General features: G+C 65.5%; 17 protein-coding genes. 10 read left to right on the top strand and 7 right to left on the bottom strand.

All coding sequences use genetic code 11. The features are described from left to right. Positions 1-172: 172 nt before the first annotated feature. The 5 genes from gluQRS (at position 173) to MTR66_RS12165 (ending at position 3,626) form a co-directional block, all read left to right on the top strand. Positions 173-1,018 (top strand): tRNA glutamyl-Q(34) synthetase GluQRS, encoded by an 846-nt coding sequence (gene gluQRS / locus MTR66_RS12185; protein WP_243921368.1) that lies wholly within the window; start codon positions 173-175, stop codon positions 1,016-1,018. Next, on the top strand, positions 1,015-1,248 hold the full coding sequence (locus MTR66_RS12180) for a hypothetical protein (RefSeq protein WP_243921366.1): 234 nt from the start codon (positions 1,015-1,017) through the stop codon (positions 1,246-1,248). Before gluQRS ends, MTR66_RS12180 begins: the two co-directional genes overlap by 4 nt. Before the next feature lie 120 nt (positions 1,249-1,368). Then, the gene (locus MTR66_RS12175) at positions 1,369-1,938 is read left to right on the top strand and encodes a cob(I)yrinic acid a,c-diamide adenosyltransferase (RefSeq protein ID WP_243921364.1); all 570 of its coding nucleotides are present in this window, start codon (positions 1,369-1,371) and stop codon (positions 1,936-1,938) included. A gap of 68 nt (positions 1,939-2,006) precedes the next feature. Continuing rightward, positions 2,007-2,876, top strand: a complete 870-nt coding sequence (locus tag MTR66_RS12170; protein WP_243921362.1) for a 3-hydroxyacyl-CoA dehydrogenase family protein — start codon at positions 2,007-2,009, stop codon at positions 2,874-2,876. A 93-nt stretch (positions 2,877-2,969) separates the two neighbouring features. Further along, on the top strand, positions 2,970-3,626 hold the full coding sequence (locus MTR66_RS12165; protein WP_243921360.1) for a hypothetical protein: 657 nt from the start codon (positions 2,970-2,972) through the stop codon (positions 3,624-3,626). Positions 3,627-3,645: 19 nt separating this feature from the next. On the opposite strand, the gene MTR66_RS12160 is transcribed toward MTR66_RS12165, so the two are convergent. Together MTR66_RS12160 and mutS are read right to left on the bottom strand one after the other, a co-directional pair. Beyond that, positions 3,646-3,900, bottom strand: a complete 255-nt coding sequence (locus MTR66_RS12160; protein WP_243921358.1) for a hypothetical protein — start codon at positions 3,898-3,900, stop codon at positions 3,646-3,648. A 16-nt stretch (positions 3,901-3,916) separates the two neighbouring features. Further along, positions 3,917-6,514, bottom strand: a complete 2,598-nt coding sequence (gene mutS / locus MTR66_RS12155; protein ID WP_243921410.1) for a DNA mismatch repair protein MutS — start codon at positions 6,512-6,514, stop codon at positions 3,917-3,919. Between the two features lie 150 nt (positions 6,515-6,664). Here mutS and MTR66_RS12150 point away from each other — a divergent pair, with 150 nt between their 5' ends. After that, positions 6,665-8,926, top strand: a complete 2,262-nt coding sequence (locus tag MTR66_RS12150; RefSeq protein WP_243921356.1) for an NADP-dependent malic enzyme — start codon at positions 6,665-6,667, stop codon at positions 8,924-8,926. Between the two features lie 150 nt (positions 8,927-9,076). On the opposite strand, the gene MTR66_RS12145 is transcribed toward MTR66_RS12150, so the two are convergent. Next, complete coding sequence (locus MTR66_RS12145; RefSeq protein WP_243921354.1) at positions 9,077-10,450, bottom strand: dicarboxylate/amino acid:cation symporter; 1,374 nt, start codon at positions 10,448-10,450, stop codon at positions 9,077-9,079. Between the two features lie 92 nt (positions 10,451-10,542). Between MTR66_RS12145 and nadC the strand changes: the two genes are divergently transcribed. The 3 genes from nadC to MTR66_RS12130 are packed head-to-tail and all read left to right on the top strand — an operon-like array spanning position 10,543 to position 12,540. Then, entirely contained in the window at positions 10,543-11,403 is an 861-nt protein-coding gene (nadC, locus tag MTR66_RS12140) for a carboxylating nicotinate-nucleotide diphosphorylase (RefSeq protein WP_243921352.1), read from the top strand. 26 nt (positions 11,404-11,429) lie between these two features. Next, the gene (locus MTR66_RS12135) at positions 11,430-11,837 is read left to right on the top strand and encodes a hypothetical protein (protein ID WP_243921350.1); all 408 of its coding nucleotides are present in this window, start codon (positions 11,430-11,432) and stop codon (positions 11,835-11,837) included. 1 nt (position 11,838) lies between these two features. Beyond that, the gene (locus MTR66_RS12130; protein WP_243921348.1) at positions 11,839-12,540 is read left to right on the top strand and encodes a ribonuclease T2 family protein; all 702 of its coding nucleotides are present in this window, start codon (positions 11,839-11,841) and stop codon (positions 12,538-12,540) included. Here MTR66_RS12130 and MTR66_RS12125 read toward each other — a convergent pair. Beyond that, positions 12,537-12,992, bottom strand: coding sequence for a nucleoside deaminase (locus MTR66_RS12125; protein WP_243921346.1), 456 nt, complete (start codon positions 12,990-12,992; stop codon positions 12,537-12,539). The two genes, MTR66_RS12130 and MTR66_RS12125, sit on opposite strands and share 4 nt — an antisense overlap. A 115-nt stretch (positions 12,993-13,107) precedes the next feature. On the opposite strand from MTR66_RS12125, the gene rpmB reads away from it, so the two are divergent. Further along, the gene (gene rpmB / locus MTR66_RS12120) at positions 13,108-13,392 is read left to right on the top strand and encodes a 50S ribosomal protein L28 (protein WP_243921344.1); all 285 of its coding nucleotides are present in this window, start codon (positions 13,108-13,110) and stop codon (positions 13,390-13,392) included. Positions 13,393-13,479: 87 nt separating this feature from the next. On the opposite strand, the gene MTR66_RS12115 is transcribed toward rpmB, so the two are convergent. From MTR66_RS12115 to MTR66_RS12105, 3 genes are read right to left on the bottom strand one after another with little or no spacing between them, the layout of a single operon-like run. After that, positions 13,480-14,496 (bottom strand): esterase-like activity of phytase family protein, encoded by a 1,017-nt coding sequence (locus MTR66_RS12115; protein ID WP_243921341.1) that lies wholly within the window; start codon positions 14,494-14,496, stop codon positions 13,480-13,482. A gap of 48 nt (positions 14,497-14,544) precedes the next feature. Further along, entirely contained in the window at positions 14,545-15,435 is an 891-nt protein-coding gene (locus tag MTR66_RS12110) for a M23 family metallopeptidase (protein WP_243921339.1), read from the bottom strand. Then, positions 15,432-15,635 (bottom strand): DUF2093 domain-containing protein, encoded by a 204-nt coding sequence (locus tag MTR66_RS12105; RefSeq protein ID WP_243921336.1) that lies wholly within the window; start codon positions 15,633-15,635, stop codon positions 15,432-15,434. Before MTR66_RS12105 ends, MTR66_RS12110 begins: the two co-directional genes overlap by 4 nt. Positions 15,636-15,654 lie beyond the last annotated feature (19 nt).

The following is a 15,654-nucleotide window of genomic DNA, read 5'->3' as shown; positions in this document are numbered from 1 at the left end:
AGGCCGCCATTGCGGTTTGATGGCAATGCATAAGAGTATATCCAGCATTTGCGCGAGACTCCGTCAAGCTGGCAATATGGCAACACGCTGACAATCCACAGACCTGATTCGCCGCAGGGCCTCAGCTTGTGCATCTTGCAGCGCGGCTCCGGCGCGGTAAGCAGAACGGGTCATGACCGTGACCCGCTTCGCTCCCAGCCCCAACGGCCCACTGCATCTGGGCCATGCCTATGCCGCCGTAGTGGCCCACGATCTGGCGCGCGAAGGGGACGGCACGTTCCGCCTGCGGATCGAGGATATCGACGGCGCGCGCAGCCGCCCCGAATTCGTCGAGGAATTCCTGCGCGATCTTGAATGGCTGGGGCTGGGATGGGATGGCGAAGTGGCGTTCCAGTCGCACCGGCTGGCCAGCTATGCGCAGGCGGGCGAGCGGCTCAAGGCCATGGGCCTGCTCTACCCCTGCCGCTGCACCCGCGCCGAAATCGCCGCCGCCGCGACTGCCATGGGGCCGGACGGGCCGGTCTACCCCGGCACTTGCCGCCACCGGGAGGTGGACCCTGAAGGCGCCGCCTGGCGGCTTGACGTCACCCGCGCCATGGAAATCGCCGGACCGCTCGAATGGATGGACGAGCGGGCCGGGCCACAGGCCGCCACGCCGCAGGTCTTCGGCGACGTTGTGCTGCTACGCAAGGATCTGCCCGCCAGCTATCACCTGGCCGCCACGCTGGACGATGCGGCGGACGGGATCACGCTGGTCACGCGCGGGATGGACCTGTTTCCGGCCAGCCATGTCCACCGCCTGCTGCAGGCGCTGCTCGAACTGCCGGTGCCGGTCTGGCATCACCATGGCCTGCTGGTGGAAGCGGACGGCCGGAAGCTGGCCAAGCGGCGCGGTTCACCTTCGCTGGGAGACCGGCGGCGGGCTGGCGAGGATGGCCGTGCCATCGCCGATGCGCTGCGCGCAGGCCGCTTCCCGGCTGGCATTTCGCTGTCACAAGCCCTAGATACGGGGACATGAACTATATTCTTGTCCCCATCATTGTCGTGCTGATGATCATGGTCGTGGTCAGTCTGGTTCGCGGCATCGCCGCTTTCCTCAGCAGCACCAAGGAAGACCTCAACCGCGATCCGAACGCGGTGGGGCCAACGCCGAACCAGGTGTTGCAGAACAAGATGATGTTCAACCGCATCAAGTATCAGGCCGCCGCCGTGCTCGTCTGCGCCATCTTGCTGGCGATGACGCACTAGCAGATGACGCTTTGACGTCTCCGTTCGTGCCGGGCGAAGTCGAGACACCAGTGCGCGACGTGTCTCGACTTCGCTCGACACGAACGGGAACGGCTCCAACAATCACCGAGGTCTGAATCCATGGTCCGGCTGAACAAGATCTACACCCGCACCGGCGACGACGGGACCACCGGCCTTGTCGACGGATCGCGCCAGCCCAAGCACGCCGCACGCATGGAAGCCATCGGCGCGGTGGACGAGGCGAACAGCGCTATCGGGCTGGCCGTCTGCGCCCTTTCCGGCTCGCCCCACGCCGCCACGCTGACGCGCATCCAGAACGACCTGTTCGATCTCGGCGCCGATCTCGCCACACCGGGCGAGGATTTCACGCCGGGCGAAATGACGCTGCGGATGGTGAGCGCGCAGGCCGAATGGCTCGAAAGTGCGATCGATGCGATCAACGCAGACCTCCAGCCGCTCAGAAGCTTCATCCTGCCCGGCGGCAGCGAAGCCGCCGCACGCGTCCACATCGCCCGCGCCGCCACCCGCAGCGCCGAACGCAAGGCCGCCGCGCTGGCCGCCTCGGAACCGGTGAACCCGGCTGCGCTCGCCTATATCAACCGGCTGAGCGACTATCTCTTCGTCCTCGCCCGGGCGGTTAATGCCAATGGGGCCGACGACGTGCTTTGGGTGCCCGGACAGAACCGCTAGAGTCCCGCGCCGGACGCGAGGCCCGCAGGCCTTGCGCGAATCCGGACAGCAGCGAGAGGGAGTTTAGCGTGCAGACAGTCGGCATCATCGGCGCGGGCATCATGGGATCGGGCATTGCCCAGACCGTGGCGGGCAAAGGCATGGACGTGGTCCTGACCGACGTGAGCCTAGAAGTCGCCGAAAAGGGCAAGGCCGGGATCGCCAAGAGCCTCTCGCGCCTCGTCGCCAAGGAAAAGATGACTGAGGCCGATGCCGATGCGCTGCTCGCGCGCATCACCCCGGTGGGCGACTATTCCGGCCTTTCCGGCTGCGACCTCATTATCGAGGCCGCGACCGAGCGCGAGGATATCAAGGCCAAGATCTTCGAAGCGGCGGGCCAAGTGCTGAAAGACGGCGCGATCATGGCCTCCAACACCAGCTCGATCCCGATCACCCGCATGGCCGCGCAGTCGCCCGATCCGGCGCGTTTCTGCGGAATGCACTTCTTCAATCCGGTGCCGGTCATGGGCCTCGTCGAAGTGATTCCCGGCCTTGCCACCTCGCAGGACACCACGGACCGGATGAAGGCCTTCGGCGAGAAGCTGGGCAAGACGGTGGTGCTCGCGGGCGATGCGCCGGGCTTCGTGGTCAACCGCATCCTGTGCCCGCTGCTCAACGAGGCGATCTTCGTGCTGGGCGAAGGCCTCGCCTCGGTGGAGGATATCGACGCGGGCATGCAGCTCGGCGCCAATCACCCGATGGGGCCGCTGACGCTGGCCGACTTCGTGGGTCTCGATACGCTCTACGAGATCATGAAAGTGTTCCAGGCCACCACCGGCGATCCCAAGTACCGCCCCGCGCCGCTGCTGCAGAAATACGTCGAGGCCGGATGGTACGGCCGCAAGACCGGCAAGGGCTTCTACGACTATTCGGGCGAAACGCCGGTGCCGAGCCGGTAACAGGCGAATACCAGATTAAATATCTGTAAGATTAAACCAAGCGTTATCCAGACACTCTCTATTGCTCCTCCTTGTCAAACAGGGAGGAGCATCGTGCCATTACCTGCGGATAATCGCGGCAAAATCGGTCAGGGCGGCTACTGGCGCCGGTTCGCGGTCTACATGATCGGCGTGCCTGTGCTGCTGGTTCTGGGCTTGGTTGGTATTGCCACCCGGGAATACGCGATGGGTATCGCGCTGATGCTGGCCATTTTGCCGCTCAGCATCTGGTTCCGCTTCGTAATGATGGGGCGCTGCCGGGATATCGGCTGGCCCGTATGGCTGCCATGGACCGCGCAAGGTCTACAGATCCTCATGCTTATCATGGTTTTATCAAGCGGAGCCCTGACCAAAGGGCCTGCTGCCCTGCACACCCTATCCTCAGGCTCGCTGCTGATCGGCCTTCTCGATTTCGCGCTTACCATCGCACTCGGCTGCGTCGGCAGCAAAGAAGCCTTCGACTATGACGAAATCTTCGGCGGCGACTCGCTGCAGCGCGCGGCAAAGGCACGATCCGCCATAAACTATCGCACGGGCAATGTGCCGAGAGAGTTCGAAGCCGGCGCACAACGCGAAGACCGTGAAAATGCCGCTATCGCCAGAGCGCTGGACACCTATCGCAGCGGCCAGACCGCAGCAGCATCGCAGGAAACGTCCGCCCCGCCCCCGGCCGGCCGCCGTGCCACCGGATTCGGACGGAAGGGTCTCTGAGGCTGTTTGACCCGGAAAGTCAGCCCTGCGGCTTCTTGGCCCAGGGATTGACGTGCTTCTCCGGCTTTGACGGCGAGCCCTTGATCGCACTGACCACCGCTGCGGCGGCATCGGCCTGTCCCTTGCCGCCATCCGCCGCCTTGTCCTGCTGCGCCGAAGGCACCGAGCAGTAGGCGGTCAGCAGGACACCCGCGCTCCACCACACCGCTTTCCAGCGGCTGCCGAACACGGTGTTCATGCGGGGGCCGAGCGTGCTGATCATGACGATCGGCACGATGCCATGGCCGGGGTTAAGATTCGGTACCGGCCTCGCGCTTGAGATCGTAGAGGATCTCCAGCGCATCGCGCGGGGCCAGCGCATCGACATCCATCTCGCGCAGCTTGTCGCGCAGGGTATCGCACTGTTCCTCGCGCGCGTCTTCGGCGGCGGCGAACAGCGGCAGGTCGCCCAGCCCCGCCGCCAGACCGCCGGTTTCGGCACGGCCCTTTTCCAGCTTTTCCAGCACCGATTTCGCCCGGCTGATCACTTTGGGCGGAACGCCCGCCAGCCGCGCGACGGCGAGGCCGTAGCTGCGATCGGCCGGACCTTCGGCCAGTTCGTGCAGCAGGACGAGATCGCCTTTCCACTCGCGCGCGCGGACATGGTGGAGCGACAGCGCCTCGCAGGTCTCCGCCAGCCGGGCCAGTTCGTGATAGTGCGTGGCGAAAAGGCAGCGGCAGCGGTTGCTCTCGTGCACGGCCTCGGCCACGGCCCAGGCCAGCGCAAGGCCGTCATAGGTGGACGTGCCGCGCCCCACTTCGTCGAGGATGACGAAGCTGCTTTCGGTGGCCTGTGCGAGAATCGCGGCGGTTTCCACCATCTCGACCATGAAAGTCGAGCGGCCGCGCGCGAGATTGTCCGATGCGCCCACGCGGCTGAACAGGCGGTCCACCATGCCGATCCGCGCGGCCTTGGCGGGCACGAAGCCGCCCGCCTGCGCGAGCAGCACGATCAGCGCGTTCTGGCGCAGGAACGTCGATTTACCGCCCATGTTCGGGCCGCCGATCAGCCAGAGCCGGTCATGCGTGCCCAGCCGGCAATCGTTGGCGACGAAGCGCTCGCTCTGCGCCATGAGCGCGGCCTCGACCACGGGATGCCGCCCGCCCTCGATATCCAGCGAGAGCCCTTCGACCACATGCGGGCGCGTCCAGCCGCCTTCGGCCGCGCGCTCAGCCTGCCCTGCGGCCACGTCGATGCGGGCAAGAGCCGCCGCCGTGCGGGCGATCTCGCGCCGGGCCGCCACGGCCTCGGCGACCAGACTCTCGAAATGCGCTTCCTCGGCAGCCAGCGCATGGGCACCCGCTTCGGTGATGCGGCTGGCTTCCTCGTGCAGCGCCAGCGCATTGAAGCGCATCGCGCCTGCCATCGTCTGGCGGTGCGAGAAGCCGCTGTCCGGCTCCATCAGCTTGTCGGCATGGCGCGAGGGGACTTCGATGAAGTAGCCCAGCACATTGTTATGCTTGATCTTGAGCGCGGCGACGCCCGTTTCCTCGCGGTATTTCGTCTCCAGCGCAGCGATGGCGCGGCGGGCATTGCCGGACATGACGCGCAGTTCGTCCAGCGCGGAGTCATACCCTTCGGCGATGTAGCCGCCCTGCCCACGCTCGGTCGGCGGCGCGGGCACCAGCGCTCGTTCGAAATGATCGACGAGCGCGCCGTGCCCGCTCAGCCCCGGCAGCAGCGTTTCGAACAACACCGGCAGATCGTCGCGCCGGGCGAGCCTGTCCGCCACTACCCGCGCGCCCGAAAGGCCGTCGCGCAACTGCCCGAGATCGCGCGGGCTGCCGCGGCCCGCAACGATACGGCCCAGCGCACGGCCGACATCGGGCAGCGCGCGCAAGGCCGCGCGCAGATCCTCGCGCAGCAGGGCATCGTCGTGGAGCCATTCGACCAGCTCCAGCCGCTCGGCGATCGCAGTGCGGTCGGTCAGCGGGGCGGACAAGTCCTCGGCCAGCTGGCGCGCGCCCGCGCCGGTCACGCAGCGGTCGATCGCATCGATCAGGCTGCCCCGGCGCCCGCCCTGCGCGGATTCGAGGATTTCGAGACTGGCGCGCGTCGCCTCGTCCATCGCCAGCGTCGCCTCGCCCGCGCGGGCCTGCGGCGGCAGCAGCAGCGGCAGGCTGCCGCGTCCGACATGATCGAGATAGGCGATCAGCCCGCCCGCCGCCGCCAGCATCGGCCGGGTGAAGCTGCCGAACCCGTCGAGCGTGGCAACGCCGTGGATCAGCTTCAGCCGCTCCTCGCCCCCTTCGGACGAGAATTCATGGCCCGAACGCGCAATCGCATTCTCTGGCGCCAGTTCCCAGCCATCGGGCACCACCAGCTCGCTCGCCCCCAGCCGCGCCAGCGTGGCGCCGAGGCGGTCCGGCGCGCATTCCTCCAGCTCCATCTGGCCGGTGGAGATATCGCAGGCGGCAATTCCCACCAGACCGCGCATGGCGCAGGCCGCTGCCAGCACATTGGCCCGGCGCGGCTCCAGCAGGGCTTCCTCGGTCAGCGTGCCCGCGGTGACGAAGCGCACGATATCGCGCGCCACCAGCGCCTTGGAAGCCCGGCCTTCCTTTCTGGCGCGCTCCTTGGCTTCGGCGGGCGTTTCGGTCTGTTCGGCAATGGCGACGCGGCACCCGCCCTTGATCAGGCGCGCGAGATAGCTTTCCGCCGAATGCACCGGCACGCCGCACATCGGGATCGGCGCCCCGTTGTGCTCGCCGCGCGTGGTGAGCGCGATATCGAGGATCGCGGCGGCCTTCTTCGCATCGTCGAAAAACAGCTCGAAGAAGTCGCCCATGCGGTAGAACAAAAGGCAATCGCCCGCCTCCTCGCGCAGGGCGAGGTACTGGGCCATCATCGGGGTTGCGCTCTGCTTGCTGGAAACACCGCTCATGCCCGGCAGCGTTAGCGCCGGTGATCGGTTCTTGTGAAGCACGCGATCTGTCCTTTCCCCTATCGTGTCGCGCGAACATCCGTTAGGGGCTCCGGCGAATGCAGGAGATTTAGCTTGTCCGAGAAAAGCAAGGTCCAGTTCACCGAGCGCGAAGCGCTGTTCTATCACGAGACGATCCGCCCCGGTAAGATCGAGATCGTCGCCAGCAAGCCGATGGCGACCCAGCGCGATCTTTCGCTGGCCTATTCGCCCGGCGTCGCCGTTCCGGTGCAGGCCATCGCCGACAATCCGGCCACCGCTTACGACTACACCGCCAAGGGCAACCTCGTCGCCGTGATCTCCAACGGCACCGCGATCCTGGGCATGGGCAATCTCGGTGCCCTCGCCTCCAAGCCGGTGATGGAAGGCAAGGCGGTGCTGTTCAAGCGCTTCGCCGATGTCGATTCCATCGATATCGAGCTGGCCACCGAGGATACCGACGCGATCATCGAAGCGGTCGCGCTGATGGAGCCGAGCTTCGGCGGCATCAATCTGGAGGACATCAAGGCCCCCGCGTGCTTCATCATCGAGCAGGCGCTGCGCGAGCGGATGAACATCCCGGTGATGCACGACGACCAGCACGGCACCGCGATCATCGCCGCCGCCGGTCTGATCAATGCCTGCCACCTGACCGGGCGCAAGCTGGAAGAGATCAAGGTCGTGGTGAACGGCGCGGGCGCCTCGGCGCTGGCCTGCACCTCGCTGATCAAGTCGCTGGGCGTGCGGCACGAGAACGTGCTGGTCTGCGACACGCGCGGGGTGATCTATCCCGGCCGCGAGAATGTCGACCAGTTCAAGTCCGCCCATGCCGTCATGACCGACAAGCGCACGCTGACCGAAGCGCTGCAGGGCGCCGACGTGTGCCTCGGCCTTTCGGCCAAGGGCGCCGTCACGCAGGAGATGGTCCAGGGCATGGCGCCCGAGCCGATCATCTTCGCGATGGCCAACCCGGACCCCGAAATCACTCCGCCCGAAGTCAAGGAAGTGCGCCCGGACGCGATCGTCGCCACCGGCCGTTCGGACTATCCGAACCAGGTCAACAACGTGCTGGGCTTCCCCTTCATCTTCCGCGGCGCGCTGGACGTGCATGCGACCGCGATCAACGAAGAAATGAAGATCGCTGCCGCCCACGCCATCGCCGAGCTGGCCCGCCAGCAGGTGCCCGAGGAAGTCGCCGCGGCTTACGGCGAAACCCAGCAGTTCGGCCGCGAATACATCATCCCGGCGCCGTTCGACCCGCGCCTGATGGAAGTGGTGCCGTCCGCCGTCGCCAAGGCGGCCATGGATTCGGGCGTCGCGCAAAAACCGATCGAGGATTTCGAGGCCTACCGCCACGAGCTGAAGGCCCGCCTCAACCCGACCACGTCGGTGCTCAGCAAGGTCTATGCCCAGGTCAAGGCGAACCCGAAGCGGGTGATCTTCGCCGAAGCGGACAATGAAGTGGTGCTGCGCGCCGCCATCCAGTACCGCGATTTCGGCTATGGCGAGCCGGTTCTGGTCGGCCGCACGCAGAACATCCTCGACCTGATGGGCGAGCTGGGCGTGGCCGATCCGGAAAGCTACCAGATCGAAAACGCGATGGTCTCCGAACATGTCGCACCGATGGTGGAGATGCTCTACGAGCGCCTCAAGCGCCGCGGCTTCCTGCAGCGCGACGTGCTGCGCATGTGCAATACGGACCGCAACGTCTTCGCCTCGGGCCTGCTCAAGCTGGGCGTGGGCGATGCCATGATCACCGGCATGACCCGCCCCTTCGCGCATTCGATGAAGGACGTGCGCCGCGTGCTCGATCCGGCCGAGGGCAAGCTGCCTTTCGGCATCCATATGCTGGTCGGCAAGAACCACACGGTGTTCATGGCCGATACCACCATCAACGAGCGCCCGAACGCCGAGGAACTGGCGGTGATCGCCACCGAGACCGCCGCCGTCGCCCGCAAGCTGGGCCACGAACCGCGCGTCGCGTTCCTCAGCTATTCGACCTTCGGCAACCCTTCGGGCAAGTGGCTCGACACCATCCGCGATGCCGTCCACATCCTCGACGCCCAGAATCCCGGCTTCGAGTACGATGGCGACATGGCGCCCGATGCCGCGCTCAACCCGAAGATCATGGCGCTCTACCCGTTCTGCCGCCTTTCGGCGCCGGCCAACGTGCTGATCATGCCCGGGCTGCAATCGGCCAATATCTCGGCCAAGCTGCTGCGCGAGATCGGCGGGGCGACCAACATCGGCCCGATGCTGCTGGGCATGGAAAAGCCGGTGCAGATCGTGCCGATGACCTCGATCGCGCCCGACGTGCTGACCAGCGCGGTGCTGGCGGCCGCGGGCATCATGGACTGAACCCGAAGCCTTCTTTCCCTTCCTCATTGCGAGCCGCGGGCGAAGCGATCCAGGGCGGTTTGACCGGCCCTGGATTGCTTCGCCGGCTTCGCCTCCTCGCCATGACGAAGAAGGGCTATGAACTTTGAGGTGGAATCGCCCGGCTGCCGTTCAGGACGCTGCGGGTTCGCCCGCCTCCTGCGGCGGCAAAACCGGGGCATGCGCCGCAACGGCCGGTTCCTCCGGCAGGTTCCCGGACAACGCGGCCTTGAGCTTCGCATGATCGAGCTGGCCTTCCCAGCGCGACACCACGACCGAGGCCACGGCATTGCCGATGAAATTGGTCAGCGCGCGGCATTCGCTCATGAAGCGGTCCACGCCCAGAATCAGCGTCATCCCCGCCACCGGCACCGACGGCACGATGGATAGCGTCGCGGCCAGCGTCACGAACCCGGCCCCCGTCACTCCCGCCGCGCCCTTGGACGAGAGCATGGCCACGCCCAGCAGCAGAAATTGCTCACCGATCGAGAGGTGCACGTTGCAAGCCTGCGCGATGAACAGCGCGGCCAGCGTCATGTAGATATTGGTCCCGTCGAGATTGAACGAATAGCCGGTGGGGATCACCAGCCCGGCCACCGGCCGCGAACATCCGGCACGCTCCATCTTCTCGATCAGCAGCGGCAGCGCACTTTCCGAAGACGATGTGCCCAGTACCAGCAGCAACTCGGCCTTGAGGTAGGCGATCAGCCGGAAAATCGAAAATCCGGCCCACAGCGACACCATGCCGAGCACGACCACTACGAACAGGATCGAGGTGAAATAGAACGTGCCCACCAGGAACACGAGATTCGCCAGCGATTCGACGCCGTGCTTGCCAATCGTATAGGCCATGGCCCCGAACGCGCCGAGCGGCGCTGCCTTCATGACGATGGCGACGATGCGGAAGACCACCAGCGAAAGATCCTCCAGCGCACCGATGATCCGCTCTCCGCGCGGCCCCACCAGCGGCAGTGCCACGCCGAACAGGATCGCCACCAGCAGCGTCTGCAGGATATTGCCGTCGGTCAGCGACGACAGCAGGCTTTCGGGAATCACGCCCAGCAGGAAGCCGACGATGGTATTCTCATGCGCCCTGGCCGCATAACCTGCCACTTTCGAGGCATCGAGCGAGGCCGGATCGATATTGAGCCCGGCGCCCGGATGCACCACGTTGGCCACGATCAGCCCGACGAACAGGGCCACTGTCGAAAAGGCGAAGAAATAGGCAAAGGCCTTGGCGGCCACGCGCCCCACCGATCCCAGATCGCGCATCCCGGCAATGCCGGTAACGATCGAGAGGAAAATGACCGGCGCGATGATCATCTTGACGAGATGCACGAACCCGTCGCCCAGCGGCTTGAACGCCTCGCCCGCCGCCGGGAAGAAATACCCGAGCGCAGCCCCCGCCACGATGGCGATCAGCACTTGCGTATACGTGTGCGCGTACCACGGCAGGGCACGTTCGGCCTGCGGATCTTCCGCCGCGTGGAGCAGTTCGGGATGCATGGCCCAAAAGCTAACGATACCGCGGTCTTTCGGCAATCGTTCATCCGGCGCACCCTCGACAATCGCGCGGCGATGCGCAAGAGAACCGGGCCATGGACGCATTCTCAATTCCGGGCTTCGATCTCGCCGCCTTCGTCGATGCAACCCTAGCCGAAGACCTCGGCACCGGCCTTCCCGGTGGCGGTCATGACGTCACATCGGAAAGCGTGATCGACGCGGAGGCGCGGTTTTCCGGCGTCATGGACTCGCGCGATGCCGTCACCGTGGCAGGCCTGCCCATCGCGGCGGCCTTTTTCCGCACGCTCGATCCGGCCATGGAAATCGAGATCCTCGTGGCCGAAGGCGCCCGGGTGGAGCCTCGCACCCACCTCATGCGCCTGACCGGCAACGCCCGGGCGATGCTGACCGCCGAACGCTCGGCGCTCAACACCGTCCAGCATTTGTCCGGCATTGCGACGATGACCCGCGAATACGTCGAGGCGATGAACGGCCACGCCACGCTGCTGGACACGCGCAAGACGATCCCGGGCCTGCGCCACCTCGAAAAGTACGCCACCCGCATGGGCGGCGCGCAGAACCACCGCATGGGCCTGTGGGATGCGGCGATGATCAAGGACAACCATGTGCTGGTCGCGGGCGGCGTCGGCCCGGCGGTCGCGCGCGCGAAAGCGGCAGGCGTGGCGCAGATCGTCTGCGAGGTCGATCATCTCGAACAGATCGAACCGGCCATCGCCGCCGGCGCGCACCACCTGCTGCTCGACAACATGGGCCCGGACATGCTGCGCGAAGCCGTGGCCCTCACCGCCGGGCGCGTACCCACCGAAGCCTCGGGCGGCGTGAACCTCTCCACCATCGGCCCCATCGCCGCCACCGGCGTCACCTACGTCTCGGTGGGCCGCCTCACGCAAAGCGCACCTGCCGCCGATATCGGGCTGGACTTCACCCCGCTGTGAGAACACCCCGTCCAAAATCGATCAGGATGTTTGAATGGCTGATCTTGCTTGCCGCAATGATTGGCGCTCTTGCGATACTGATTTCATTTGAAGACATAAGACAGCACGCTGTTCAGAGCGGGCAGACTGCCGCATCGCCCCTTATCGGCATCATCTGGGTTGCAGCCTACAATCTGATCTTCTGGTTCACCATCGCACGCCGTGCAAGCAATGTTGCCAAGTGGTTGCTCGTCGGGTTGACTGCCGTAGGTCTGGTAAATCAGGTATGGCACTATGAAAATTATATCGCACTCGGCCCTTTTTATGTCGTGGCATCAATAATCGCCTCCACTATCTACCTGTTGTCCGTCGCCACACTGTTCCAACGCGATTCCACGGAATGGCTGCGAAGCAGGGGACGGAAAGGCCAAATTGATCCAGAGATTTTCAGCTAATATGCGCCTATTCGTTCTGGCCGCCATCCTGCTCGGCCTTCTGCCTGCCCCCGCGATGGCGCAGGCCTATCAGTGCGCTCTCCCGCGAACCTTAGCCCCCATCCGCCCGGTCAGGCCGGACGGGCCCGTGCGCAAGCTCCCGGTGGCGGGCTATACGCTCGCGGCAAGCTGGTCGCCCGACTACTGCAAGACGAGCGGCGACACGCGTTCCATGCAGTGTTCGCACCGCAACGGGCGCTTCGGATTCATCCTCCACGGTCTCTGGCCCGAAGCGAAGAGCGGACCGGCACCGCAATGGTGCGCGGGCACGCCGCTGCCCTCGCCGGAAGTTGTGCGGCGCAACTTGTGCATGACGCCCTCCCCCGGCCTGCTGGTGCACGAATGGGCCAAGCACGGCTCGTGCATGACGAAGACGCCGCAGCTCTATTTCAAGGTCAGCGCGATTCTGTGGCGCTCGGTCCGCTGGCCCGATGCCGACCGGCTCTCGCGCCAGAAGGGCCTGACAGTGGGCGATCTGCGCAAGGCGTTCGTCGCGCACAATCCGGCCTGGAAAGCCGAATACGTCGGCGTGAACCTCAGCCGCACCGGCTGGCTGCGCGAAGTGCGGCTCTGCTATGGCAAGGACTTCATGCCGAAGCGTTGCAGCAAGCGGCAGTTCGGCCCGTCCGATTCGGCCAGCCTGAAGATCTGGCGGGGGCTTTAGCGCCGCTCGCGAAAGAAGCCCCGCAACAAGTCCGCCGATTCGGCCTCGCCGATGCCCGGATAGACTTCGGGGCGGTGCAGGCATTGTTCGTGCTCGAACACCCGCGCGCCGTGCTCCACCGCCCCGCCCTTGGGATCGGAAGCGCCGTAGTAGAGCCGGGCGATTCGCGCATGGGCAATGGCGCCCGCGCACATCGCGCAGGGCTCCAGCGTCACCCACAGCTCGCAGCCTTCCAGCCGTTCGTTGCCCAGCGCGCGCGCGGCAGCGCGAATCGCTTCGATCTCCGCGTGGCTGGTGGGATCGTGGCTTTCGCGCGGGCCATTGCGCCCGGCGGCGATCACACGGCCGTCCTTCACCACCACCGCGCCGATGGGAACTTCGCCCGAATCGGCGGCCTCACGGGCTTGCGCGAGTGCCATCTGCATGTATTCGGGAAGCGGCCAGCGAGTCATGGGAACGCGCTAGCGCGCTGAATTCCGCCATGCAACTTGACCTTGTGCGGGGGAATCGGTAAGGGCGCGCCTTCCCGTACAAACGGCAACAGATTTTTTTCGAGCGAGAGTAGACATGTCCCGCATCTGCGAACTGACCGGCAAGGGCCGTCAGGTTGGCTGCAACGTCAGCCACGCCAACAACAAGACCAAGCGCGTCTTCCTGCCCAACCTGCAGAACGTCACGCTGATGTCGGAAGCTCTGGAGCGCAGCTTCAAGTTCCGCGTTTCGACCCACGGCCTGCGCTCGGTCGAGCACAACGGCGGCCTCGACAACTGGCTGCTCAAGGCTTCGGATACGAAGCTTTCGCCGCGCGCCCTCAAGGTGAAGCGCGAGCTCAAGAAGAAGCAGGCCGCCTGATTTTCCGCCGCTCTCCGCAAGGAGAGCCGGACAGGTAAGCCAACGAAGGGCGTGCGGTTCTCCGCGCGCCTTTTCGCGTGCACGCTGTCAGGGATTCTGATGTCCCGGCCAAGGCAGACGGCGCGTATCCACGGAGAGTTTCCAGAGCAGCGTGCGCTGCAATTGCCGCATTTTGTTATCGTCCGACATCAGCCAGACAGTCACCTTGCCGCCGGGCCGGGATACGACGCCTATCGCCTCGAAATTGTCCACGGGAAGCACCGACGCGAGCGAGGCCAGCGGCACCGAGTGCCAGACCTTGCCAGGCCGGATCTGCGCGGTATCGGCGATCACGATTCGTCCGGCAAAGCGCATCGGCAAAGGCCAGAGCAACCGCCGCATGAGAATCAGCGCCCGGCCATCGGGCAGCAGGGCCATATCGACAGCAGAAAAATTGTCCGGCCCGTCGAACAGGAATCTGTGGCCATCGGGATGTTCGGCCGGATCGCCATCGAACAGCACCGCTTCATGCAGGCGCGAATCGAACAGCGAACGCGTGGTCTCCCGGATCACGACGAAACGCCCGTCACGCAGCCGGGCCATGGCCTCCGCCCCGGTGTTGATGCCCCATTCCTGCATAGTGCGGGGCGCCACCCGCTTTTCCTCGGCCAAATGCGCATCCAGACGGACGATCTGGTTATTCCCTTCGAGCCCCAGCCAGTAACGGCGTGTAGCGGGATCATAGGCAACCGACTCCACGTCCCGGTACAGTTTCCCGCCTCTGTCTTCGTTGAAGACGATCTCGCCGGCACGCGGCGGAGAAGGCGCGTGCCCCGGGGGTGAAAAGGCAAGGTATCCCCCCGCATCGTTCAAGGCCAGGATACGGCCGTCCGGTTGCGGAACCATCGACGAATAGCCGTAGAACTGCGAATTGCGGGACTGGAGCTGCCACCCGCCTTCGAACCGGAATGGCCCCAGATACCGCGCAAGAATACGCTGCGGCGGCATCGCCAGCGGCGTCACGCGGATGCGAAGGCCGTTATGCTCTGCAGGCAGCGGCGAACGCCCCCATGTCAGCGCCAGCATCGCCACAAGCGGCAGGAAAATAATGATGGCGCGGCGCACGAACGCTTATCTAGACCGTTCCGGTCCTGCTGCAAGCGCCGCGCGCCATCACTTCATCGGGCCAGTGAACAGCAACGGATCGAGCCGCGCATTCTCCCACTTGATAGACCAGTGCAGATGCGGGCCGGTGGCGCGGCCGGTCATGCCGATCTTGCCAATGACCTGTCCCTGCTTCACGTGATCGCCGACCTTCACCAGGATCTGCGAGCAGTGCAGGAACGCACTGTTGAGCCCCATCCCGTGGTCGATCATCAGCAGGTTGCCTTCCAGCGTGAAGGGCTTCTTCGCCGCCAGAATCACCACCCCGTCCGCAGGCGCGACGAAGGGCGTGCCGCTGTGCCCGGTAGTGATGTCGATTCCCGAATGATAGCTGCCCGGCTCTCCACGATAGATGCGCTGCGAACCGAACCGTCCGGAGATGCGGCCTTTCACCGGCCAGATGAAATGTTCGCGCCAGCCTTGCGCGCCGGTCCGCATCGCCCGTGCCGCATGGATTTGCGCAAGTTCGGGGCGCCGCAGCTTCATGAACGCCGCACTGGGGCCACCAGGCTTGCGGGGAATATTGATGTGCTCGATGTGCCAGGCGCGCGGGGCAATCGTGAGCGTCTGGCGCGTGACACCGCCATTGGCCGCCGTCACGGCCAGCGCGGCCTTCGGCCCGGCATCGCGGTCAAACGCGGCGAACCAGGCGCCATCGGACGCAACCGGCACTGGCTGGCCATCCAGGGTGAGCGCCTTGGTGCCTGCAGGCACCGTGCCGTGAATCCAGCCGCCCTGCGTCAGTTCACCCGAATAGGTGAGCGCCGCCTTGGTGGCTGGCGTGGCGGCACCGGCGGTGCTGCCCGCGTGGAAAGACCCGCCGGTGAAGGCCAGCACGCCGCCAATCGCTGCCATCGCAAGAGCGGGCAGCGAGGCGATGGCAAAGGTACGCCGCCTCATGCCTGTTCAAGCAGGCGCTTGGTGGCGATCTCCGCGCTGGCGTAAGCCTCCTGCCGGTCCGCGCTCCAGTACCGCAAGGCTTCGAGCGGAACCTGCTCCCCGGTTACGGCACAAGTCACGTAGTGGCCGGGGCTGATCACGCGGAACCCGTTGGGGCCATAGCTGAGCTTTGCGGGGCGGTCGGCGGAGGACATAAGCATGGACATTTCCTAACAAAGC

This window comes from Novosphingobium beihaiense (assembly GCF_022832375.1).
GTDB classification, from domain to species: domain Bacteria; phylum Pseudomonadota; class Alphaproteobacteria; order Sphingomonadales; family Sphingomonadaceae; genus Novosphingobium; species Novosphingobium beihaiensis.
This window is presented reverse-complemented; position numbering and strand designations above follow the sequence as displayed.